Origin of the sequence: Lactiplantibacillus plantarum, from assembly GCF_014131735.1 — a bacterium.
Taxonomy (GTDB): domain Bacteria; phylum Bacillota; class Bacilli; order Lactobacillales; family Lactobacillaceae; genus Lactiplantibacillus; species Lactiplantibacillus plantarum.
Genome location: NZ_CP039121.1, coordinates 2,884,706 through 2,908,363, shown reverse-complemented (window position 1 = coordinate 2,908,363; position 23,658 = coordinate 2,884,706). Strand labels below are relative to the sequence as shown.

Below are 23,658 nucleotides of genomic sequence, written 5' to 3'. Positions count from 1 at the left end.
TGGTCATGATGAAAGATCCATTAGCACTACAATTGTTGGGGGAATTTCTCGGGACCTTTATCTTGATTCTGTTAGGTGATGGGGTTGTAGCTGGGGTAACACTCAATAAATCCAAAGCGCAAAATGCGGGCTGGGTCGCGATTACCTTAGGTTGGGGATTTGCAGTCACGATGGGCGTCTATGCGTCCAGCTTTATGAGCCCCGCACATCTTAATCCGGCGGTCTCACTAGGAATGGCAGTGGCCGGTAAGTTCCCATGGGCCTACGTGATTCCATATAGTGCGGCTCAGATTGCTGGTGGGGTGATTGGTGGCCTCGTGGTTTGGTTGCACTACTACCCACACTGGCAAGCAACTAAGGATGCTGGCGCGATTCTCGGCATTTTTGCAACCGGTCCTGGTATCCGGCGGTATTTCTGGAACTTTATCAGTGAAGTGATTGGAACGTTCGTCCTAGTTTTTGGCTTGTTAGCCTTCACGAAAGGCCAATTTACGGCGGGATTGAACCCGATTGTTGTCGGAATTCTGATTATCGCTATCGGGCTGTCTCTGGGTGGAACGACCGGGTATGCAATTAACCCGGCCCGGGATTTAGGGCCCCGCATTGCGCACGCGGTATTGCCCATCGCCAATAAAGGAACTTCTGATTGGGCCTACAGTTGGGTGCCAATCGCTGGACCATTGGTTGGTGGTGCGTTAGGCGCACTGTTGTTTAATGTATTGCCATAATTTTATGACTGATTTGATATAAACCGTGAGGACTGTTGGAATTGACAACAGTCCTCACGGTTTTATTTGTGAGTAATGGGTGAAATGAATGCTTTCATTAACTGAGCAAAAGACATCTGCTAATTAAAATTTTATGGTTTGGCAACATATAAAATACCTTTCAGTTGGGTAGTCTTCGATTAGCAGAAAAAAGGCTTAATATTTGATAGACTAGGTGCTATTTTGCATTAATTATGATTAAAACGTACCAATTTAGTTGAATTACTGATTATCAGTAAATGCGGACCTTATTCTAAACCGGAAGAAAGCCATAGCTAAATAAGCAAGTTTATACAAAATTGTACTTTTCCAACTGATCTAAGCTGATTGCTCTTGTGCTTAGTATGGCAAGCTTTAACCATGGTTTAGGGTAGAAAAATCAGCATGATACGTAAAGAATTTATACAATTGAAAATGTCAATGTATATTGATATTAATATAAAAATATTTATTGTTTTTTAACAAAATACATGTTAACCTGCTATGAGTAGTTAGTTAGTTGGGTCGCTTTACTATATAAGTGATAGTTAGATAAAAGGGGTTAAACATGTATACGGAAAACACGGGGAAACATCATCGTAATGGCCTGCCAGTTTGGTTGTTGCCATTACTGGTCGTCATCTCTTTCTGGGGTGTGTCACAAAATATCATGGTGGTTGATGCTTCATCATCGGTCACGGTCTTACCAGGCAACGGGGGCACGCTCCCACTGGTCAATCAGCTAGTCATCAAGCAAAATGACACGGCCTTACAAGGAATCACGAATAATGCTGGAGATCGTGGCAGTCTAACACCTAAGAACGGTGCGCAACGTGTGCTCATACATAAGGTGAAAGACAGTGATACGATTACTTCAACCTATGGGACAGTGGGAACTTTCCATGGTCAGGAAGTCACTGCTAAAGTAACAATCTCACATATTAAAGTTCACGACGACAGCCACAAGGCACCGTCGGGAATGAAACAGACTGACGGGGCGTTTCAAATTGGTCCGGGCTTTTCTTCGGACACGACCATGTCAAATGTGGCCCAATTCAATGTGAGCTATGAATTTTATTACGCTGATACGCATGCCGCGGTCAATATTCAAAACGCGTTCATTACGCTATCTAGTCTGGATGGTCCGGTAGCGGGGACGTCAACCGGCTTTGAATATACGGCTTACTTAGGGGCTGGTAAGATTTATACTGTTGAAAACTCGATTGTTAAGCAAATTGCGAATCCCCTCGGTGGAGGACAACTCGTCATGGCTGGGCAAACAGCGCGTGATGCGAGCTGGCCATATACCTCGTCAACGGCTGCAACTTTTGGGGTCAGTGGGACGAAGCTGGAATTTATCTACGGGACGACCCGTGTTAATAGTGGTAATTCATGGTTACAACCAGTCTACAACGTTAGTACGATCACGCTGGGGACGCCCGCCATTGCGACGCCCACTTTGAGTGCCACACAAAGTGCCACTGACAAGCAAAACCGGACGTTAACGTATGACTTACAACAAAAAGTCAATGTTTTGGATCAGGATTTAATGACCAAGTATAAAGATTGGTCAGAAAATATTACGATTCCGGCTAACGCTAAGTACGCTAAAGGCGAAGTCGTTAATGATGCTGGCCAAGCATTACCTAGTACTGCCTACCAAGTCAGCTATGATGAAAAAACACATCAAGTGAAATGGCATCTGACGGACGCGGGCATTAAATCGCTACCGTTTAAAGGTGAGACCTATCACTTTAAGGCTCAAGTCCAGTTCAGTGATGATGTTGATGACCAGGCCAAAGTAACGGCAACTGGTCAAACGGCAATAGATAAGCAGATTAAGACGTCGAATACCGTCACCAATACCATTGACAATCAAGCGACCATCACGGTACATCATTACATGACCGATTCTACTGATAAGGTTGCTCCTGATGAAACAGTCAAAGTTGGTTACGGGAAAGCTTATGATGTTACTAAGCAGGTCAAAACGATAACTGGATATAAGCGTAATGCCACATTGGATGAACATACCCGTGGCACTGCTAGCAAGACTACCAAAGAAGCCGTGATGTATTATGATCCGTTGCCATACAACATTCATGTCAATTACTTGTTAACGGATGGGCAGAAGCTGGACGAATTGGATGTCACTGGTCTATATGGTGATACTTACACGACCGAGGCAACTGATTTCGAAGATTTGTACACAGTTGATACTGATCGCTTACCGACGAATGCCCAGGGAACGGTAACGGAAAAGCCAACAACGGTCAATTATTATTACCAACCAACGACTGGGCAGTGGGTTGACGTTGGTAATCAAAGTAGTGTTTTAGTACGACAAGATACGAAGCATAATGTCCGTTCTGTCTCGCAGATTTATGCCAACGATAGTGGTTTTACGGTCAAATATAATCAGGATGCGGCTCAAGTTGCGATTGCGGCTAGTGATACGAACGGTACCCAAGATAACAGCTTAGTCTTTGATTATAATTCGAAGTATACGTTTGAATTATCTAAGAATGAGACTGTCACTTTTAAGGTTGATGATCAAGGCCAAGTGACTGCGACTAGAGTGTTAGGCGCAGAGCAAACGGTCACGACTTTTGATAAAAGTGGTCAGCTCAAGACAGTGACCACGGTGACTAACGCGAATGGCACTAAGAGCCAGCAGACCAACACGGTTGACGGGTTGAAATCAATGGTGACTGGCGAACAATACGACTTAGGATTATTGAATGGGTTGAAAGTTACCGCACAAAAAGAAATTAATCCGAGTCAAGCAGCAACGACTGAGTCCAAGACAACGACTGATACTAGTCAGTCTGGTAGTAATCAGTCGACAAGTACGACAGCGACTGACCAAACTGGGACTAATGAATCAACTGCTGGTAGTTCGACCAACGCAACGAACGCGTCCAGTAGTGTCGATGCAAGTTCAGCGAATAGTCAAGGTGACACTGAGGCTACAAGCCAGTCGGGTACTAGTGCAAGTGCTGATTCAAAGACGGATAGTAGTGTGGCATCAAGCACTAGTCAAACTACTGACGGTGAAACAACCAATACCGGTGATACGACCACTGGAACAACTACTGGCAGTGGGCTGGGTTTCAAGTCACCATTTACTGAGGATCAAAACACAAGTAGTGCACTAGGCAGCGCTCAAACTTCGAGCAGTCTCAATAGTGATACGAGTGCAGCGGTACAAGCATTGATTGCAGAACCCAATTCGACGCCAGTTGTCTTGGATGAGGATGCTTCTTTTGAGGAAGGCGTGCCAGTCAATGATCCGGTATTCAGTAATGATGAAGGTGTTTCGCCGAACAATAATCCAAGCAGCGCGGCGACGCCCCTTGCGCAAGCCACGAATACCCGGGCGCGTCTGACTCAAAATGGCAAACTATTATATGAAGGAACGCTGAAGGCTGATCAAGGGGAACAAAATCTCTATGTGTCGCCAGATACAACTGTAGAAGTTGATGGTGGGGCCGATGGTGACGGTTTTTACCTAGATACTTATGATGGTGATAAAGGAATGGCCTATACATTGGGTTCAGGTTATGCGTGGGCAGCCGAAAACAATGATGTGACTGCGGCACCAGCAAGTAGTGCGACGACCAGCTCTGAGAGTGCTGCTAGTGAGCCGAGCGTTAATAGTAGTGATAGTAGCCGTACAGCATCAAGTGCAGTCGACCATTCGACTAGTTCGGCAAGTACCAGTGATGCGAGCCAATCAAGTCATTCAACTAGCTCGGGTGAAAGTAGTCATCCAGAAAGTTCATCAGGCTCAAGTACGACCAGTGATTCGGCTGACGTGGATAAACAGGCCGCAGCTCGTTCCAGCCAAACTCAGTCGAATAGTGTTAATGGTAGCAGTCAAGCAGTGAGCTCTAGCACGGTCACTAGTCAATCGTCAGTACCAACTAAAGCTAATACGAAGCAGGCTTCATCCACGCCAACGACCAAGGCTAACCGAGCAACTGTCGCAGCCGCTACCAGTTCTACAGCGCCACGGCAGTCGCGGGCTACGACGGCAAGTGCGTCAGTTCCAAGTGTAACCTCAGCAAGTGCTGCAGCGGCAAGTCGTGATAAGCAACGATCGGCGTTCAAGAAGCAACATCCAATCTTGAACCAAATTTTGCCTAAAACGAACTCCGCGGTCGCGACCTGGTTGGTCTGGCTAGGAGTGGGTTTGTTGCTACTCACTGTAGCGATTACGATGGTTATTAAGAAACGAGGGCGTGACTAATATGATAAAATTACGCCAGGTTCTTAAAAAAATCCTCATTGGCCTAATGGTGTTTGTTCTAGTTTTCACGGCTTTTTCCAGCTCGGTCGACACAGTCTCCGCACATCGCCGTGGTGTGACCCACACTCGGAAGCATAAGGTGCGACATAGCGCTAGTGGTCACGCCAAGAAGTCTCATCGTGCACATCGCAAAGCTAAGCGCAGAGTCGTCCACCGTAAAGCACCGCATCGGCGGAAAGTTGCGGTAAGGCATAAGAAAAAAACGCCAAAGCGTCATAAAAAGTCGCATAAGAAGAAGGCCGCTAAGAAACATAAGAAGGCCCATAAAAAGAAAGCGGTCAAGAAGCACAAAAAGTCACACAAGAAGAAAGCGGCCAAGAAACATAAGAAGTCGCACAAGAAGAAAGCGGCCAAGAAACATAAGAAGTCGCACAAGAAGAAAGCGGCCAAGAAACATAAGAAGCCGCACAAGAAGAAAGCGGCCAAGAAGCATGGCAAGTCGCACAAGAAGAAGTCTTCTAAGAAGCATGGCAAGTCCAATAAGAAGAAGTCTTCCAAGAAGCACGGCAAGTCCAATAAGAAGAAGTCTTCCAAGAAACACGGCAAGTCGCACAAGAAGAAGTCTTCTAAGAAGTATGGTAAGTCCAATAAGAAAAAGTCTTCCAAGAAACATGGCAAGTCGCACAAGAAGAAATCTTCCAAGAAGCACGGCAAGTCCAATAAGAAGAAATCTTCCAAGAAGCATGGTAAATCCAGTAAGAAGAAATCATCTAAGAAGCACGGCAAGTCTAACAAGAAAAAATCTTCGAAAAAGCATGCATCCAAAGGTAGTGCTGTAATTGCCACGCTTAGTCGTAAGACCGGTATCAGTAAAGGCATCATTTCGCTTTTGACGGATCTAGTTGGGTATAATGATATTTATACCATGATTACGGGAAAAGATGCCGCTACCGGTAAGAAGCGCTCGCGGTTAGTAGGAGCGGCTTGGACAGCCTTGAACTTTGTGCCTGTCTCGAAAGTCGCTAAGTTAGCAAAGGCCGCGAAGGTTCTGGCAACTGCTAAGAAGGCCGAGAAAGTTGCGAAGAATGGTGGCCGGATCAAACGGGCCGCTCGAGCAACTAAACTGGCGATGAAGCGGGCGGCTGAGAAGCTAGCTAAACGAAAGCCCGCCAAAAAGGCTGCGAAAAAGGCAGCTGAGAAGGCTCGTAAAACTAAAAAAGTCAAACATGCAAAAAATGTCCGAGCAACAGGTCAAGCAAAGCATGAGGCAACCCATCGCGCTGGCACACAGTTATCCAAAGCAAAAGCTAAGCTTGAGCGAGAGAAGGCAGCCAAGCATGTGAAAAATGTCCGAGCAACAGGTCAAGCAAAGCATGAGGCAACCCATCGTGCCGGTACAAAATTATCTAAAGCAAAAGCTAAGTTAAAAAATAGAATTGGAAAAGTTCACTTTGACAAAGACGATGAAAGTAAGACTATAAGGAACCATATTTACAAAAATACAGAGGGGCATTTTCCAAACTGGTCACAGGAACATGATGATACTTTGCTTAGGGTAGCGCAGCGTAAATCTAATTTTAAACGTATGGATATCCATGGTAATGACTGGTATGCAGAGACTATCAAAGATAATAAGCAAATTTGGGTTAGAGTCCGTGATGGTAAAATAACTGATGGTGGTATTAACAGCCGACCAGTTCCTGTTATGAAAGATGGAATGCATAAAGTTTCTTGGTATATCAAGAATGGAGTGAAATTACCTTGACAAAAAGATTGAGTGAACAGGAAAGTTACTTTTCAATGTCTGAGTTTTTGGACTCTTATTATTGGGCAAGCAAAGATGATGATCTTGGAAGTCTATTGGGGAGTGTCACACTTTGGAGTGACGATGGTGAATTGTTTGATCAAGCAATTGCGGAAGACTGGCACGCGTTCTTTAGCGACGTGAGCAACGAAAATCACACTGTGTTTGAGAGTTTTCAAGCTGTCAAGCAGTTTGTGAATGAGTATTTGCCGGATATCGCAGCAACGACACCAGTATCAGGAAGCTTGACGTATAACATTAGAATAATTTGTGAGATGACAGAATCTCAACGAAATCAGGAACCCGTGTGGCAAAATTGGGTCGCAGCTGTTAATTGGATTACGAATCCTAATGTTGTGCCAGTCAATGAATCGCCCTTTCTTAAAACGGGGCAATCATTGCCTAATCCAAAGGAAAAGGGTTTTCGGCAAAATCAATTTCCAATTGCCAAGGTTTTGCCAGCGCCACGACCAGAAATTCCGATGGGGCCCAGTCTGGAAAAGGTGGACTTGACACAGTCGTATTATGCGTTTGTGAAATTTTTACAGCATTATTATCAGGTTAGTGATGATAGTGAATTGGGTAATTTTTTGCAGCAAAATAGAGCTATCAGTGAAAATAATGAAGAATATCGCTATTGGAAGGGGAAGTTTTTGAGATGCTCTGGTAATAAAAAGCTATTAGATATTTTGAAGGCCTTCTTAATGGTAAGGGATTACTTTGAAATTGAATTTCCGGACAATGCACTGCATACGCATCCTGTACGTAAATTGAGTTGTAATCTCTGGAAGGCAGCGTATCTGCCACACAGCCAACGTGTTCAGACTGAGGTTTGGCAGAATTGGTTAACGGCAGTTCATCAAGTAATGGAGTAAGTATCAATGTCATTAAAAGACAATCATTTTGGAGGGTAAGTTAGTGCTAGTTATTGTGGTTATTGGATTATTTTTGTTGGCGGTTACCCTAGGTTTGGGATACTGGAGTTATTTACTGGGAAAAAGGAATCAATCTAATCTTGTTGGCACCATTATTCCAGTAGCTTATTTTGTCGTTCGAGCAATCTTAGCTTGGATGACACAAACTACAACACATGGCCTAGTATCGTCATTAGTCGGTAGCTTGTTATTCAGTTTGATTTACTATGGTTTATTTGTTTGGGGGAAGCACCGGGCTAATAAGTAACATAAATTAGTCAGATTGAGATGACCGATATTCGACAAGGATTAAATGCCGAGTATCGGTTATTTTATAGAAAATCTTAGACAAGTTGAGTTATGAGAGAGGAAATAATACATGCTGGTATTTATTGTAATTGGATTGATTACGGCGGTAATCACAATTGGCTTGGGTTATTGGAGCTATATTTTAGGGAAGCGTAACAAGTCGAATTTAGTTGGTAGTGTCATACCAGTTGGTTATTTTATCGTCCGGTTAGTTTTTGTGCTAGTACTGGGTGAAGGTGTTCGAGAACTGATAACTAGTTTAGTTGGTAATTTAGTGATTACCGTTATCTATGTCCTGTTGTTTGTTTGGGGACGACAACGACTCAATAGGCAAAAGCAAACAAAATAGTTCGGTTGAAGATCCAGAACGTTGATGAAGCATGCGTTCTGGACTTTTTAGACTGTTACCGGTATTAATAAAGGCATCATTTCGTTTTTGACGAATCTAGTTAGGTATAATGATATTTATACCATGATTACGGGGAAAGTTGCCGTTACCGGTAAGAAGTGTTTATGCTTAGCAGGTGTGGCTTGGACATCCCTGAACTCTGTGCCTGTCTCAGGAAAGCAAAGAAGTGAGGTAGAACATATGGATGTTGATGAGAATTGGTGGTATGAGAGCGTACTAAATAAAGTTCAATAAAGGTGGTAGTCTAGTTCAGATTTAATCCTAAAGCTGCTAAGAATACCCATATCCCTGTCGGTAAATAGAGAAAGAGTAGAGAAATATGAATATAGAAGAAATCAATTCAGAAATATTAAAGGTTAACAATTATTTAAAAAAATGTTTATGGATGGATTTTGAATTTGCTAGTGTGGATGGTGGAGATATTGTTGTAGCAGGTAGAATAGATACTTCATATGATGAGTTTGCCATTAACATTGATTTCGGGAAAACTTATTATCTGTCTAGTTTGCTGTATTGGAACTTAAATAATTCTAAGCCATTTATAGAGTTGGCGGCAGGTAAAGAAATGTGGGAAATTATCGATAAATACCAAGTAGAAGGAGGAAATTATATATTTAAGATTAATGCTGAAGATTTTGACACAGCACCAATAATTATTGCTAGTAAAGGTCTTAAAGTTGAAATAATAAATAAAGATCCATTTTAAAAACAGGAATCACTGAGTTATTAAATCAAGTACAATACTTTCAACTCGTTCTTAATCAGGATTTTAGCTGATTAGCCCATTCCAGATGGTTTTGGATAACTTGAAGACCAGTGATGGTTCAGGAGCGCATCGATTGGTCCTTGGGTATGAGTTTCTGGTTCAACTGTGGCTTTGGTTAGTCCCGTGTTTCACGATTAGTATGGTATACCATTGTGCTAATCACTTATGACAAGTCTGAAAATTCTTAGCTATTATCGAAATTTGCAGCTTTTAAATGTTCTGGACCATATCCATGATTTGCTGGATAAGACAGTGATGGGTATGGCAATGGAAAAGGTGATGTTGGACCTCGTAAAGGTATTCGAAAATAGTAAAAAATGACAATGATTATCATTTTTTGAGCAGTCATCATAGGAATTACGCTGGGATTAGGATTATGGAGTTATTGGTTGAGAAAAAGGACCCAAACTAATTTAGTAGATGTCATTATTCCAGTAGCTTACTTTGCCGTTCGAGCAATCTTAGCTGTGATGATACAAACTACGACACATGGCCTAGTATCGTCATTAGTTGGTAGCTTGTTATTCAGTTTGGCTTACTATGGTTTATCTGCTTGGGGGAAGTGCCTGGCTAATAAGTAATGTGGACTAAACCGATATTCGACGAGGACTAATTACCGAGTATCGGTTATTTTATAGAAAAGTTTAGATTGGTTGAGTTGTGTGGGAGAAAACAACACGTGTTGGTATTTTATCGTCCGGTTAGTCTTTGCACTGGTACTCGATGACGGCATTCGAGAACTGATAACCAGTTTAGTCGGTAATTTAGTGATTACCGTTATCTATGTCGGGGACGACTGGGACGCCTTCAGAAAAACTTTCTCTGAAACCTGGGACAGATACCTCTGTATATAGAGTAATTAAGAAAATTCCAAATGTTGAACGAGCAAAAGTTGTGCCTTGGTTTGGTATGCCAAGTGGGGGAATTTAAAGCAAACTTTCTATGTCTATTGAAGAACTTGTTAAGGGAGGATATATTGAGTTAATAACAAAATAGGAGTGGTGTAATGTTTAAACTATCAACGGAAGATTTGAAAATTTATATATTAGAAAGAGTTTCCAGGCTGGGAAATATTAATATTAAAGAATACAATTTCTTGGAAAACAAGCATGGAAGTGAAGATGGTTTTTATATTTATTCGGATGGTCAGCGATACCATTTTGTGTATAGTGAGCGAGGAACAGAAAATAAGCATAATGTGACCGATAATCTTTTTGAAATAACATATTGGGTTATTAGTTCTATTACAGATACGTTAGCAATAAGATATATGAGAACGCATATTTTACCAAATCAAAGTCAAAGAAAAATTATTTTTGATAAAAAATTAAGTCTGTTAAGTATAGTAGGTGAAAACTATAAGAAAGCTGGAGAAATAGAAATTAGTGAAATATTGAAAACATCCCCTTTATAGGTATTCTGAACTGCCAGATCAAGTACAACACTTTCAGACTAAGCAAGTAATCTAGTTAATCAAAGTCTGGTAGCAATCTTATTGCTAATTAGTAACTAAGAATTTGATGTAGCTACTGGCTCGAGGTGTTTAGGATAGCTTGAGAACTAATAATGGTCAGAAAACAACGAATAATCTTTGAGTATGAGCTCCCCAATTAATTGATTCTAGTTCTCGTTGGTACCATATTCTTGTGTTGAGTAAGAGCGCACAAAGTGGATGATTGCTGAATATTGGTTACTTCTTAAGTAAAGTCGCGAAAAATAAAATAATGGTAGAAGATTTAGTATGAATCCTCCAGAAGAAATTAAAGGAAGCTCAAGGTATATTCAATATCACCCTGGTGGTCACCATGGCGATTCACCTTATTATAAAGTTTCTTCTCCAGAACATGGAATTATTAGGATTTATACGAATGGGAAGGTTGTGAAATGATGACTGAAGACGTAGAAAAGTTGACAATGTTATATGACAGGGTTATCGAGAATCTTCAATAGTTTTCAATGTCTCCAGAGAATCAGATAAAACAATTAAAAGGTTTTTCGGTCGCTGATGAACTAGCTTCGGATTTTTCTGATATTACATTAAATTATGCAAAGAAATTATTTGAAAATGCTTGGATAACTACAAAACAGTATTAGCAGTTCCTGAGCATTGATGAAAAATTAGAGGATATGAGTAAGAATAAGGCGCTTTGGTGTGAAGAAGCACTTAAAGATGCTAGTGAATGGAACAAATGTAGGAAAGCTGGAACAAAACTGCTAGCATCTTTGGAGGGCGAACGCTCGACCTATTCTTAAACAATGATCGATTTAATCAAGACTTGGTAGAATATCTATGCCTGCTTGATAACCAGATATTTGCTGTGGTTGGTGATTCAAAGCATCTTGAATAGATTTATTAATAAGGAATAATCTTTTTATTGAAATTAAAATCAATTCAGTTAGTAGGAACATTGTAAATGTAACAGTTACTTCTATACAATGATATTCAAAACGGTGATTTTATTTTTATATGGAAGCATATCCAAAGCTAACCCTATTATTAACATATATGAGTTCGAATATGAGGCTGTCATTACTAGCAATAGTAGTTTTGAATTTTATATGGGGAGAAGAAAATATTCTTTATACTTGATAATGAAGAATAAAACAATCAAGAATCAGACAGTAGGTTCGGTTATTTTATAGAAAATCTTAGACAAGTTGAGTTATGAGAGAGGAAATAATACATGCTGGTATTTATTGTAATTGGATTGATTACGGCGGTAATCACAATTGGCTTGGGTTATTGGAGCTATATTTTAGGGAAGCGTAACAAGTCGAATATAGTCGGTAGTGTTATACCAGTTGGGTATTTTATCGTCCGATTAGTCTTTGTGTTAGTACTGGGTGAAGGCGTTCGAGAACTGATAACCAGTTTAGTTGGTAATTTGGTGATTACCGTTATCTATGTCCTGTTGTTTGTTTGGGGACGACAACGATTTAATAGGCAGAAAACAAAATAAGTTGGTTAAAGGTTCAGAACGCTGATGAAGCACGCGTTTTGGGCTTCTTAGGTACTTACAAGTGATGGGTACCAAAATCTATCTAATTAATGCAGCAATCAAGGCTTTTCAAAAAAACATCTAAGAGCAGTGCTGAAATTGCCACGAATGCCGGAAAACAGAGCGAGGCAGCGTAATGGCAGTTCTAAACTTAAGGCTATGTTGTTGAGGATAGCAGTTATCAAATGAATACCCAACTGTGGCGTTGCCAACGATCAACGTTGCTAAGGTGTTGGCAAAAAATGAACGAGAATTAATTATTTTGATGCATATTAAAAATCAGTCCGTCGTATTCTGCCGTGATAAAGGCAGAGAATGCGATGGACTGATTTTTTGAAACCACTAATTTAACAAGCTAGGATCAATCTGGCGGTCTTTAAAGTAGTACAGACGGTCGTGATCATTAATGTGTCGCAAGATATGGGCGGGATTCCCCACGGCGACGACGTTATCAGGTAAGTCTTTGGTCACGATGCTACCAGCGCCAACGACGACATTGTCGCCAATCGTAATACCGGGTAGTACGATGGCACCTGCGCCGAACCAACAGTTACGGCCGATATGAACTGGCATATTGTACTGATAAGCTTGTTCGCGCAATGATGGCAAAATCGGATGGCCCGCGGTTGCAATTGTCACGTTGGGGCCGAACATCGTATAGTCGCCAACGTAAATATGGGTATCATCTACCAGTGTTAGGTTAAAATTGGCGTAAACCCCCTTGCCAAAGTGGACATGGTGCCCACCAAAGTTACTGTGAAACGGTGGTTCGATGTAACACTTCGGGCCGATTTCTGCGAACATCTTGCTAAGTAGAATTTGGCGCTTGGTTAGTTCGCTGGGCCGAGTTTGGTTGAAATCATAGAGCTGATCGAGATAGCCAAATTGGCGTTTTTCAAGTTCAGGGTCGTTAGGTAAGTAGAGTTCGCCAGTATGAAGACGATCGTTATTATTGGTCATTAATTAAACTTCCTTTCGTGGATGATGGCTGCCGGTAATCAAGGCTAAGCCACCTAAAATGAGCATAATCCAAATGAGAACGTTGGCGGTGAGCGTCTGCGGCCCAAGTTGGCCGAGACTGTTCCAGACCAGTGGCGCAAAGAAAGCGCTGATAATGGTGGCAATCGTCAGGTAGCTACTCAGGACGTTGACTTGAATGGTATCCAGGCCAGTATTGCTAGTGAAGACCAAATATGGCCCGGTGTACGAGTAAATAAAGTTGAAAAATACGGCAGCGCCAATAGCCACAGTTGCATTGGATGCCAACCATAATACTAAGACTGAAATAGCTGCTCCGGCATAGCCTAAGGTTAAGGTGAACCGGTGTAAATAGCGGTATAGATAGCCAAAGGTGAGACCAGCCAGCAAGCCACCGATGTTCATGGCTGCTAAGGTTAAGTTGATAGTGGCAGCGTTACCAAAATGACGGGCGCTAAAGTAACTCGGCAGCTTTAATTGAACGCCCCAGATGAGTAGATAGGTGATAAAGGTAAGTCCTAGTAACGTCCACTGGTGCCGTGGTAGTTGTGTCTTTTCAGTGCGTGCGTGATTAGTCGTTGTTGATGGAACAGTGGGTTCCGGTACGAACCACGCCACGCCCCCAGCAACAATCACCAGTAGCCCGTATAGCCAAAAGACGGCATGCCAACTGAGACTGATCAGCAGGCCTGCTAATCCTAGCAATATCGCGTTACCTAGGGCTGAGAGGCCCGTCTGGTAACCTAACAGTCGGGCCCGTAAATCACCTGTAAAGCTGTGGGTCAACAAACTGATGGCATGTGGTGAAAAGAGGCCGACGCCTAATCCTAATCCGAGCCGACTGACCATGATTACGGTAAAGTTAGTCGTGATAGCGGGAATCAGTCCCATGATGGCGCTGATCAAGAGTCCACTAATCACGATTGGCCGTAATCCCCACCGGCTTGTTAATCGGGGGTTGAGTAACAAAGTAATCAATGCGCTACAGTTGGCGATGGTGACGAGCCATTCAATCAGCGTAGTCGGGACGGTGGGAAAGGTCCGTTTGAGCTGGGGAATGATTCCTGTAATAACGGTAGTGATGCCTGTTACAGTGGAGAGGCTAAGAATACTGATGGTGGTGGTCAACCGTGGCTGCATGGCTTACGCCTCCAACCAGTTTTTGATCCACTGTAAGACGCCTTGTTCTTGGTTTGTACCTGTCGTGGCGTTGGCTAAGGCTGTCACGGCTGGTTGAGCATTCGCCATGGCAACGCCGCAGCCGACCTCCCGGAGCATTTCTAGGTCATTGCCCCCATCGCCAAATGCAGCCATGTCTGCGAGGTCGATTCCGAGAACCTGTCCGAGTTGCGCTAAGCCAGCCGCCTTATTCATGCCGGGTTGGATAATGTCGATGTCGCCATGACCACTGCTGGTTGGTTCGGCGATACCCGTCAGTAACTCGCGTAGTTGCGTCACAATCGCTGTGGTGCGTTCTGGTGGACATGTGATGGCGAACTTCATAATGTCATCATCAAGCTGGTCGTAACTTTCAACGACGGCTAAGTGATGATAATAATGTCGCATTTGCGCCACGTGCTCAGGATTAGTGGTCGTTAGGGTGTAGGCACTTTTGGCACCGCAAACCAGTAGCTTTAAATCCGGGATGGTTTGAATCTTATTCAGAATCGTCTGGATTGCGTCTGGCTGAAAGGCGTTAAGTGCGTAAACGTGGTCGGCATCGCGGATATAAGCCCCATTTTCAGCAAGGTAGATCATCTCAGGATAGTCCTTGAAGAAGGACTTGAGTTGGAAATATTGATTGCCGCTTGCAATCACGAACCGTACGCCCCGTAGTTGTAATTGTTGATAAAGCAGTGCAAATTGAGCTTCGTCGTAAGTCATGTCGTCACGCAAAAAGCTGCCATCCATATCAGTTGCCATTAATTTAATCATGGTTAAAATCTCCCGTCGTTTAATTGATAGCCGTAGCTTACCACGAAATTCAGATCACGAAGGGACATTTTTAGAGGCAACTAGTATCAATTCGGTGATACCGGGCATAGGCTTGACGATAGTCAGTAGGCGTCATACCCTTCCAAGATTTAAAATTCCGATTGAACGTCTTACTATTCGGAAAGCCGCATTGCATGGCAATATATTCAATCTTATGGTCGGTCTCTAACAGGAGGCGACGGGCGTTCATCAATCGGATCAGTCGTAAGTATCGGTTAACGGATAGTTGAACGTTTGCATTGAATTGCTGATTCAAAGTGGTCAACGAAACGTGAAATTGCTCGGCAAGGGTATTACCATCGATGGGCTCAGCGTAATGTTGATTGATGGCAGTCATGACCGTATCCGTTAATGTCAAGTTAGGGCTGACCGTTGTTGCAGTCAGAGGAACGGTAAACGTTTGACCCAGAGTGACAAGTAACTGGTAAAAGTGGCTGAGAATTTGTAATCTCAGCAGATCGGTCGTGGGGGTCGTCAACAGGTCGTGAATCGTGACTAATTGTTGGCGGACATCGGCGTAGGCTTGTGGGTGAGTTTTCGATGAGGCCGCGCCGTTCAATGTCAATTGCCAGTTCGCACTTGCCGGAATTTGAGTTTGTAAGAAATCGTCGTCAATGATGATGCCGAACTCTACCCAGTCAACTTCGGTGGGCCCACTAGCGCTGTGAACCACGCGTCGATTAGTAGTCCAAAGGTCACCAGGCCGATATTCATTCGTCTGTCCATCGGTGACGAATTTTAAGGTCGTACCGCTGACGAGATAATTTAACTCAATCCCTTGGTGCCAGTGTGGGGCAACGTTGATATCAGTCAATGGATCATGTTCGTAATATTTAAAGGGGAGGCGGGGAATTGTCTGGACCGTCTCGTGTAAGATTTTCATCACTAAACCTCGCTTCAAGATTTTGTAAAATCGCACCGCTTCCTTTCAAAAATCAACCTTGATGGCTGACGCGCTATGCTATATTAGAATTATAGTTCGCGATGAGCGGTGGCATGACTTAATTGTAACCGTATTCGCAGTTGAAAGGAACGAAAACCCATGACAATTAAATTAATTGCGATTGATATTGATGACACGCTTCTGGATTCAAAGGGGCAATTATTACCAAGTACGATTGCGGCAGTTAAGGAAGCCCACGACCAAGGGATTAAGGTGGTTTTGTGTACCGGCCGGCCACTTGCTGGGGCGCAACATTATTTAGATGCGTTAGGCCTTGCTGGTGATGACCAGTACGTGATTACGTATAACGGTGCTGTAATCGAGAGCATTGCTGGCCGGATCGTCGCCAAACATTTAGTGGATAATGCGCACTATCGGCAATTAACCGCGTTTGGAAAACAACATCACGTGCCCTTTAACGTGCTCGATGCGGACAGTACGATCTATACAGCTGACCGCGATGTTAACTGGGTCACAGTTGTACAGGCGTGGGAAAACAAAGCTGGGCTGTTGATTCGAGACCCTGACGATTTACCAGCTGATTTTCAAATTGCCAAGGGGGTCTTTGTAGGTGAAGGCCCGCAACTCGATGCCGTAGAAGCGCAAGTTAAGACGACTTTTGGTCGGGACCTGTACGTGGTACGTGCGGCAACTAACTTCTTGGAACTGATGCATACTGGTGTCAACAAGGGGCAGGCAGTTCAGGATTTAGCGGCAGCTCTGGAAATACAACCGGACGAAGTGATGGCACTGGGAGACGAACAGAATGATCTGCCAATGTTTGCTTTCGCCGGAACAGCTGTCGCGATGGGCAATGGCAGTGATATTGCTAAGGCACACGCTGATCACGTGACGGCTACTAATGATGCGAACGGGGTCGCAGCTGCGATTCGGCAGTGGGCATTATCGGATTAACTCGGATGATTATTTTTAGCGAAACAGTTGACAAGACTACGCAATGAGTTTATGATTGCAAATATTAAAAATAAATGAGACTAAACGTGATGATCAGGAGAGTAAAGTCAGGGTAATCTTAAGCGAGCCGCTGGATGGTGTGAAGCGGTGGTGAGCCTGGCTGGAAAGTAGCCTGAGAACTGCTAATGCGACGAGCTGGAGTGTTAGCTGGGTGCCCCCATTAACGGGCCAACGTATCGTCAGTTAACATTACTGTTTGGGGAAACCCGTCATCGGTGTTGGTAATTGGCCGTACGCGCAAAGGTGACGAGCTGCGGTTCGTGACGAATTAAGGTGGTACCACGCGTTAGCGTCCTTACAAAATCAATTGATGATTTTGTAAGGACGCTTTTTTAGTCCCATGGCAGTTGAGAGGATGGAGACAATGCGCTTAACAAGTAGTGATGGTGGTTTGTATCGAGTGCTCTTACTAGTGATTGTTCAAACTGGTTGATGAGAACGACGCTTAACGGAGGAGAGACGACTATGCAAATAACGCGAAAATTAACAATCAAACATTACATCATTATTGGATCAATGCTCTTTGGGATGTTTTTTGGGGCTGGCAACTTGATTTTCCCAATTCACTTAGGGCAGCTAGCGGGGGCCAATTGGTTGACAGCTGGTTGGGGATTCTTGCTGACAGGGACACTATTGCCACTGTTAGGAATTATCGCCATCAGTGTGACGCACAGTAGTGGGATTTATGAGCTAGCGCGGCCAATTGGTAAACGCTACGCGACGATTTTTATGGTACTGACTTGTGCGACTTTGGGACCCTTGTTCGCGACGCCGCGGACAGCCACTACGCCGTTTCAAATTGGCATCGCTAGCCATGTGAGTTCGGCACAGGCACAGTGGTATTTATTAGCTTACTCATTGATTTTCTTCAGTATCACTTACTGGGCAGCTCGTAGGCCCACCCGGATCGTCGATACGATCGGTAAATTGTTAAACCCAGCTTTTCTGATTTTGCTCGCCTTAATTTTTGGGATTGCCTTCAGCCGGCCGTTAGGGACCACGAATGCGACACCGACCGCGGCCTACCAACACGGCGCGTTCTTGAACGGCTTTTTGCAAGGGTATAATACGATGGATGCGTTAGCTGCCTTGTTGTTCGGAATTGCAGTTGTCACCACGATTCGGGGCCTTGGTCAACGGGATGCCGGAGCGATTGCTAAGACGGCCGCCAAGTCTAGTTTGTTGAGTATTAGTTTAGAAGCAGTCATTTATCTTGGCCTGATCTGGATTGGCGCGACGTCGTTATCGCAATTTAAGTTGTCTGCGGATGGTGGCATTGCCTTTGGTCAGATTGCCAATGCTTTTATGGGCACGCCGGGTGCGATTGTTTTAGCGATTATGGCGACCTTGACGTGTCTGACAACGGCAGTGGGTTTGGCGACGTCGTTTGCGGAAGCCTTGCACGCTAAATTTCCTAAAATCAGTTATCGCGCTTGGAACCGCTTGGCCTGTGGGGCCTCATTTCTCATCGCTAATATTGGGTTGGATCAAATTATTGCATGGTCGACGCCGATGCTGATGTTCCTGTATCCGTTGGCGATTACACTGATTATCTTAGCGATTGCCTCACCGCTATTTCATCGTGATCCGCTCGTTTATCGATGGACGACGGCGTTAACTTTGATTCCAGCGTTCATTGATGGTCTAGGTGCTGCACCAGCCCTGATTACTCGGTTAGGATGGGTTCAAACGATTCTTGCATGGGATCAACGCTACTTACCATTAGCTAAACTAGGATTTGATTGGGCACTTCCCGCCATTATTGGTCTACTGATCGGCTTGGGCTGGCACTATGCGCGCCGCTTCCAGAACGCCCATGCTTACAAGATGAGCCAGGACTAAAGGTGTATGATAGATGGTAAGACTTTTGATGGATGGGTGAGCACATGGATTTTTTGGGAATACTTTGTTTGTTGATTTTGGCGACAACCCTCGCTGGGCACTTTGCTCACCGTGCGGGGATTCCTGCCGTGATTGGTGAGATTCTGGTCGGGGTGATATTAGGGCCGGCACTACTTAACTGGGTCCATTTAACGACTTTAGTTCAAACGTTCTCAGATATTGGGGTCGTGGTACTGATGTTTATCGGTGGACTGGAAAGCAACTTAGCACTTTTACGTAAGTATTTACGCCCTGCCATTATTGTGGCTATTATTGGAGTGATCTTTCCAGTCGTTATTATGGGGCTTGCGAGTCGCTTCTTTCAGTTTAGCTGGTTTGAATCACTGTTTATCGGTGTCATCTTTTCAGCCACGTCGGTTTCGATTTCCGTGGAGGTACTAAAGGAATTTAAAGTGTTGGATACTAAGGAAGGAGCCACGATTCTAGGGGCAGCGGTCGCTGACGACATTATCGGGGTGATTCTGTTGAGTATCATGATTGCAATGATGGGTGGTCAGAGTGGCGTTGCCCAGACTAATCTCGGTATCGTGCTCTTGGAACAGGTTGGCTTCTTCATAGGGGTCTTCATCGTGATTAAGTGGGTTGCCCCGTATCTGATGCGCTTGAGTGATCATCTGTTGATGGCTGCCAGTCCAACTATTATGGCGATTATTATTTGTTTAGCGTTGGCATGGTTGGCAGAACTAGTGGGCTTGAGTGGTGCTATAGGTGCTTTCTTCGCCGGAGTCGCAATTGCACAAACTGATTACCAACACGTGGTGGACGTTAGTATTGAACCAGTGGGCTACACGACGTTTATTCCATTATTCTTCGTCAGTGTGGGTTTAAATATGACGTTCAAAGGGGTCTGGCAATCGCTACCGTTCATCGTGGTCATGACGGTGCTCGGTGTGTTAACTAAGTTGTGGGGTTGTGGACTGGGCGCGAAGTTAAATGGGTTCAGTCGCCATAGTAATTACTTAGTCGGTGCCGGTATGATTTCGCGTGGTGAAATGGCATTGATAACGGCACAAATTGGGTTTTCAGCGCACTTACTATCAAACGATTACTATTCGGATATTATTTTGGTCATCATTGTGGTGACGATGATTGCCCCGTTCGTCTTAAAGAATGCCATTCATCGTGCCGGTCAGGTGACTGCAACACATAGCATCATAGAAGAGCATTAACCACATAGATTGGGCGGAAGTTAAGAGCCGCTTGGACGCCGTAGTATGGACTACGGCGTTTTTTTGAACCTGTGTGATTTAACGGAATGAGCGAGGGTGGTACATTAGTGAGTTGACTTACTGTCGTGGTGTTGGTGGTGGGTTGTACGAGAATAGCTAAAAATATGACGGTTGTAGAAATATCGTCCAATAAATCGGGTAGGCGTTATATTAAAAGTGTGGAAGGTAATTAAGAATTGACTGAAGAATCTTGGATTATGCTAAAATGAAAAAGGTAACGGATGGTAAGGATATGGTGGGGAGTAACTATTATAAAAAGAAGACGACGTTGGTTCCGAAAGCTATAATTGGTGGATAGGTGATATCAGAAGGAGCTTGATAAATATGGAAGAAATTATATCTTTTGAATTTTCTAATGGTTCGAAACTTTTAGATAGTAATGTCTATGAATATAAAGTAGGTAAAGAAGGGACTATTAAAATAGACTTTCCAGATAGTAATGGCTTTGTAGCTGTTCATAAAAATAATACTGAAACAGCATATATTAAGGCCCCTTATATGAAATTTTGCACAGGTAGACATGCCTAGAATAGGTTATGTTTAAATTTTTGAAAAACAAAATAATGGCAGATTTATTCGCCAAAATAGCCCAAAACCTCGTTAGGAGATTTTGGGCTATTTTTTCATAGGATGAAAAAGTAAACGTCAGTCTTACATCAACCCCGATTAAATCGACAGATGAATGATGCTTTTACCTTAAGGGGACTATAGCAAACTTACTCGTATTTTTCTTTCTAGCTTTGAATAATCATTTATAATCCGCTATCGCCCAGCAGCCCCATCACTAAGCCCTTGATTAAATGAGCTAATGATTGAAGGATCACTAATCACATAGATTGCGAAAACGACAATAAGCGCTACCAGCAAGCTTCTCACTGGGTATTTCTTAATTATGTTTATTGTTTTATTGAGCATTAACGTGTGCCTTACCTTTTATATTTAAATTAATGTGCCAATAATTAAAACGGCGTCTGAGATCCAATGGACATAGATGCCGCTCCGTAAAGTATTGGCAGATCGCCATGAAGCAGTTATTGGATAACGCGTAATACCGACGATTAAAGGATAAATCCAGTTGAAATGATAATGTGGAAGGTGCAGACACGCAAATACGATGCACCCCAATACATTGATAATCGGCCACGCATATTTTTTTAGTTGTGTTTGCGATAATAAGCGAATCAACGGAAGTGAAATAGAGGCCATTCCGACTTCCTCACCAACTAGTGATACTAGTAGCGTGAAGGCTATCCATACTCTTTCAATTAAAGGATAATCTCGCCCAGTTGAACTAGTTGTCAATGTTGTATTGTGAAATGACAATAAAGCATGCGAATTAATGATAGCTATAACCACAATCGCAGTGACTTCCAGAACAAGCAATAAAAGCACATACTTAACTACTATGCGCCACTTTGGCGAGGGTAACGGTTGAAAAAACAGTTTTAAGTTAGAAAAACCATATAGCATGACTAAACTAATTATTCCGGCTGTAAGCATTGCTAACCAATCAAAATAAATATTAAGAAAGATCGCACCCATATAACCAGCCACAAAGAGCACTAACACTAGCGGGTAATATTTTTCTTTGAAATCAATTTCTATCACTTATTATAATCCCTTGAACCACCAAGCACGGCCCGTTCAACCGCGCCAAACGCATAACCAATAGCGTATCCAATTCCATTTTTACGACTCCGACGGCCACCAGAAATATTCTTTTCAGCGTCAGCAGTTAATTCTTCAAATTCATTTAAAACAGTTAATTTAATTTTCATAATATACGCTCCTTAATTTAAGTCCATTTATTAACGACGGATTGCTCTGCCAGCTTCGCCATCATAAAATCCTTTTCTTAAACTAGACCAGAAATTTTTCCAAGCGCCTCCCCCAACAACCCCGTTCAACTTATTATTAGAAATAGGTGCAAATGCATCTACTACATCCAAATCCTTAATCATTTTGTTCACAGTCATACCTCTCCCTTTACTGTAGCAGTTAAAAATGGTTCTATGCGCTACGTATTTTTAATGCACTTATTAATATACGCTACAATTTAAAAAAAATTATTTTAAATTTGTTATCGTACTATTTAATCGATTTAACGTAACTTGAAAGTTGAATGTCTGACGATCCCATAACATTAATGGGATTATTTTTGCTATGACGAATTGTTAAATTAAGTGCAATATTTTACCAAAGAAAACTTCACTTGGCCTTTTTCATTTCAAGCTCTTACGTGGCGATTATTTAAATCTATGACTAATGTGATAATTCCTTGATTGTTGAGGTCGTTTAAAGTAGTTCTTTTTTGGAAATGTGTTCGCAAATCAAGTCGTTGGTATTTCGTTAGTTTTGCGGTGTGGTGGTCTGGGCGCGAAGTTAAATGGGCTCAGGCGTCATGGTAATTGCTTAGTCGGTTCTAACATGATCTCTCATACACCGGTTATAAAAAAGCTATTCATCTTGCCGGTCAGATGGGCACAACACATCGGACTGGAGAAGAAAATTCAACACCTAGATTTTGGCGGAAATTAATGGCCGCTTGGATACCATAATTTTGAGCCTAGGAGATTGAATGGCGAAGCTAGACTGGAATCTTTGCGTGTTGACTTTAATTGTTGGTTAAACGTCTATTTTCGTGGTATCGATGAATTATTGTACGATAATATCTAAAAATATTACGTTTATAAAAATATCGTACAATGATTCGACTAAGCGGTATATTAAAAGCGTAGAGAGAGTGATATCAAGCAGTTCGATTGAATTGAATGAAAGCGATTTCTTGTGTGTGAGTCTATATTAAAAATAATTGTTGTTTAGAAAGCAGTGGGAAGATGCTTGAAAGAATTACAGGATTTATTATTATATGTTTTGCTATTTGGCAAATTTATACTGCCTATTTAGCATTTAAACAGGTAAAGCAGGTTGGCAACAAAAGTACTTCACCCTTTATTGCGTTGGGTGTCTGGTCAGGATTATCTTTTGGTATTTTGATGGTTGCGTTTGGAATTGCATTGGCATTTAATGCGATTTGATGATATTCACTGAAGGGGGATGTTTGAAATGGAAAATTTAAAGTTGCATTTCAAATGTATATCGTGAAATGCAAACGGGACTTAGATGTTTATCAAAAGTTGAATGCTTTAAGGAGGAAATGCAATTATGAAAAGTTTAGATAAAATTGCCGGGTTAGGTATCGAAATGGCAGAAAAAGATTTGACTACCGTTGAAGGTGGAAAAAACTATTCTAAGACATGGTGGTACAAGAGCCTTACATTGCTGGGAAAGGTAGCAGAGGGAACTTCGAGTGCATGGCATGGTTTAGGTTAAAAATAACAGCTATTAGGAATTAGCAAAATAATGATGGACTAGTCAATAGTGAAATGATTGGTTCATCATTATTTGATTGTATTCAGAAAGAACAATTAGGTGGG

At 42.7% G+C, this 23,658-nt stretch carries 24 protein-coding genes and 1 other annotated feature; of the genes, 17 read left to right on the top strand and 7 right to left on the bottom strand.

Translation table 11 applies throughout. The annotated features are described in order from the left end of the window. Positions 1 to 5: 5 nt before the first annotated feature. From E5260_RS13715 to E5260_RS13660, 11 genes are all read left to right on the top strand, one after another. A complete protein-coding gene (locus tag E5260_RS13715) occupies positions 6 to 728 on the top strand; it encodes an MIP/aquaporin family protein (protein WP_003641945.1) in 723 nt (240 codons plus the stop codon). 586 nt (positions 729 to 1,314) lie between these two features. After that, complete coding sequence (locus tag E5260_RS13710; RefSeq protein WP_003641946.1) at positions 1,315 to 4,998, top strand: MucBP domain-containing protein; 3,684 nt, start codon at positions 1,315 to 1,317, stop codon at positions 4,996 to 4,998. A gap of 1 nt (position 4,999) precedes the next feature. Then, positions 5,000 to 6,763 carry a pre-toxin TG domain-containing protein gene (locus E5260_RS13705; protein WP_003641947.1) on the top strand — a complete coding sequence of 588 codons (1,764 nt, stop codon included), beginning with the start codon at positions 5,000 to 5,002 and terminating at the stop codon, positions 6,761 to 6,763. After that, positions 6,760 to 7,677, top strand: coding sequence for a hypothetical protein (locus E5260_RS13695; RefSeq protein WP_003641948.1), 918 nt, complete (start codon positions 6,760 to 6,762; stop codon positions 7,675 to 7,677). Before E5260_RS13705 ends, E5260_RS13695 begins: the two co-directional genes overlap by 4 nt. A gap of 43 nt (positions 7,678 to 7,720) precedes the next feature. Next, positions 7,721 to 7,984, top strand: a complete 264-nt coding sequence (locus E5260_RS13690; protein WP_003641949.1) for a hypothetical protein — start codon at positions 7,721 to 7,723, stop codon at positions 7,982 to 7,984. Positions 7,985 to 8,095: 111 nt separating this feature from the next. Continuing rightward, the gene (locus tag E5260_RS13685) at positions 8,096 to 8,374 is read left to right on the top strand and encodes a hypothetical protein (protein ID WP_003641950.1); all 279 of its coding nucleotides are present in this window, start codon (positions 8,096 to 8,098) and stop codon (positions 8,372 to 8,374) included. A gap of 379 nt (positions 8,375 to 8,753) precedes the next feature. Beyond that, on the top strand, positions 8,754 to 9,140 hold the full coding sequence (locus E5260_RS13680) for a hypothetical protein (protein WP_003641952.1): 387 nt from the start codon (positions 8,754 to 8,756) through the stop codon (positions 9,138 to 9,140). A gap of 407 nt (positions 9,141 to 9,547) precedes the next feature. Beyond that, the gene (locus E5260_RS13675; protein ID WP_134795243.1) at positions 9,548 to 9,781 is read left to right on the top strand and encodes a hypothetical protein; all 234 of its coding nucleotides are present in this window, start codon (positions 9,548 to 9,550) and stop codon (positions 9,779 to 9,781) included. Positions 9,782 to 9,983: 202 nt separating this feature from the next. Continuing rightward, positions 9,984 to 10,130, top strand: coding sequence for a glycohydrolase toxin TNT-related protein (locus tag E5260_RS15645; protein WP_114071742.1), 147 nt, complete (start codon positions 9,984 to 9,986; stop codon positions 10,128 to 10,130). Between the two features lie 76 nt (positions 10,131 to 10,206). Next, positions 10,207 to 10,614: an immunity 63 family protein gene (locus E5260_RS13665; RefSeq protein WP_003641956.1), complete on the top strand. Its 408-nt coding sequence runs from the start codon at positions 10,207 to 10,209 to the stop codon at positions 10,612 to 10,614. 1,270 nt (positions 10,615 to 11,884) lie between these two features. Beyond that, positions 11,885 to 12,160, top strand: a complete 276-nt coding sequence (locus E5260_RS13660) for a hypothetical protein (RefSeq protein ID WP_003641960.1) — start codon at positions 11,885 to 11,887, stop codon at positions 12,158 to 12,160. 381 nt (positions 12,161 to 12,541) lie between these two features. On the opposite strand, the gene E5260_RS13655 is transcribed toward E5260_RS13660, so the two are convergent. The 4 genes from E5260_RS13655 to E5260_RS13640 all read right to left on the bottom strand — a co-directional run bounded on the left by E5260_RS13655 (position 12,542) and on the right by E5260_RS13640 (position 16,055). Next, positions 12,542 to 13,159, bottom strand: coding sequence for a sugar O-acetyltransferase (locus tag E5260_RS13655; RefSeq protein WP_003641962.1), 618 nt, complete (start codon positions 13,157 to 13,159; stop codon positions 12,542 to 12,544). Positions 13,160 to 13,162: 3 nt separating this feature from the next. Beyond that, positions 13,163 to 14,317, bottom strand: coding sequence for an MFS transporter (locus E5260_RS13650; RefSeq protein WP_003641963.1), 1,155 nt, complete (start codon positions 14,315 to 14,317; stop codon positions 13,163 to 13,165). A gap of 3 nt (positions 14,318 to 14,320) precedes the next feature. After that, positions 14,321 to 15,112 carry a Cof-type HAD-IIB family hydrolase gene (locus tag E5260_RS13645; protein ID WP_003641964.1) on the bottom strand — a complete coding sequence of 264 codons (792 nt, stop codon included), beginning with the start codon at positions 15,110 to 15,112 and terminating at the stop codon, positions 14,321 to 14,323. A gap of 70 nt (positions 15,113 to 15,182) precedes the next feature. Beyond that, entirely contained in the window at positions 15,183 to 16,055 is an 873-nt protein-coding gene (locus tag E5260_RS13640) for a helix-turn-helix domain-containing protein (protein WP_003641965.1), read from the bottom strand. Between the two features lie 159 nt (positions 16,056 to 16,214). On the opposite strand from E5260_RS13640, the gene E5260_RS13635 reads away from it, so the two are divergent. From E5260_RS13635 to E5260_RS13620, 4 genes are all read left to right on the top strand, one after another. Then, positions 16,215 to 17,030 (top strand): Cof-type HAD-IIB family hydrolase, encoded by an 816-nt coding sequence (locus E5260_RS13635; RefSeq protein ID WP_003641966.1) that lies wholly within the window; start codon positions 16,215 to 16,217, stop codon positions 17,028 to 17,030. Between the two features lie 80 nt (positions 17,031 to 17,110). Then, positions 17,111 to 17,390: a binding site (T-box leader), on the top strand. Between the two features lie 165 nt (positions 17,391 to 17,555). Then, complete coding sequence (gene brnQ, locus E5260_RS13630; RefSeq protein ID WP_011100994.1) at positions 17,556 to 18,932, top strand: branched-chain amino acid transport system II carrier protein; 1,377 nt, start codon at positions 17,556 to 17,558, stop codon at positions 18,930 to 18,932. Between the two features lie 44 nt (positions 18,933 to 18,976). After that, complete coding sequence (locus E5260_RS13625; RefSeq protein WP_011100995.1) at positions 18,977 to 20,161, top strand: cation:proton antiporter; 1,185 nt, start codon at positions 18,977 to 18,979, stop codon at positions 20,159 to 20,161. A 384-nt stretch (positions 20,162 to 20,545) separates the two neighbouring features. Further along, the gene (locus E5260_RS13620) at positions 20,546 to 20,749 is read left to right on the top strand and encodes a hypothetical protein (protein WP_003641969.1); all 204 of its coding nucleotides are present in this window, start codon (positions 20,546 to 20,548) and stop codon (positions 20,747 to 20,749) included. Between the two features lie 411 nt (positions 20,750 to 21,160). On the opposite strand, the gene E5260_RS13615 is transcribed toward E5260_RS13620, so the two are convergent. Genes E5260_RS13615 through plnJ form a run of 3 tightly spaced genes read right to left on the bottom strand, consistent with a single transcriptional unit; the run spans position 21,161 to position 22,197 of the window. Beyond that, positions 21,161 to 21,829: a bacteriocin immunity protein gene (locus tag E5260_RS13615; protein ID WP_003641971.1), complete on the bottom strand. Its 669-nt coding sequence runs from the start codon at positions 21,827 to 21,829 to the stop codon at positions 21,161 to 21,163. Then, positions 21,826 to 21,999, bottom strand: a complete 174-nt coding sequence (gene plnK / locus E5260_RS13610; RefSeq protein WP_003641972.1) for a two-peptide bacteriocin plantaricin JK subunit PlnK — start codon at positions 21,997 to 21,999, stop codon at positions 21,826 to 21,828. Before plnK ends, E5260_RS13615 begins: the two co-directional genes overlap by 4 nt. A 30-nt stretch (positions 22,000 to 22,029) precedes the next feature. Beyond that, entirely contained in the window at positions 22,030 to 22,197 is a 168-nt protein-coding gene (plnJ, locus tag E5260_RS13605; protein ID WP_003641973.1) for a two-peptide bacteriocin plantaricin JK subunit PlnJ, read from the bottom strand. Between the two features lie 861 nt (positions 22,198 to 23,058). On the opposite strand from plnJ, the gene E5260_RS13600 reads away from it, so the two are divergent. Continuing rightward, on the top strand, positions 23,059 to 23,259 hold the full coding sequence (locus tag E5260_RS13600; protein WP_003641974.1) for a bacteriocin immunity protein: 201 nt from the start codon (positions 23,059 to 23,061) through the stop codon (positions 23,257 to 23,259). A 127-nt stretch (positions 23,260 to 23,386) separates the two neighbouring features. Next, positions 23,387 to 23,554, top strand: coding sequence for a bacteriocin (locus E5260_RS13595; RefSeq protein WP_003641975.1), 168 nt, complete (start codon positions 23,387 to 23,389; stop codon positions 23,552 to 23,554). Positions 23,555 to 23,658 lie beyond the last annotated feature (104 nt).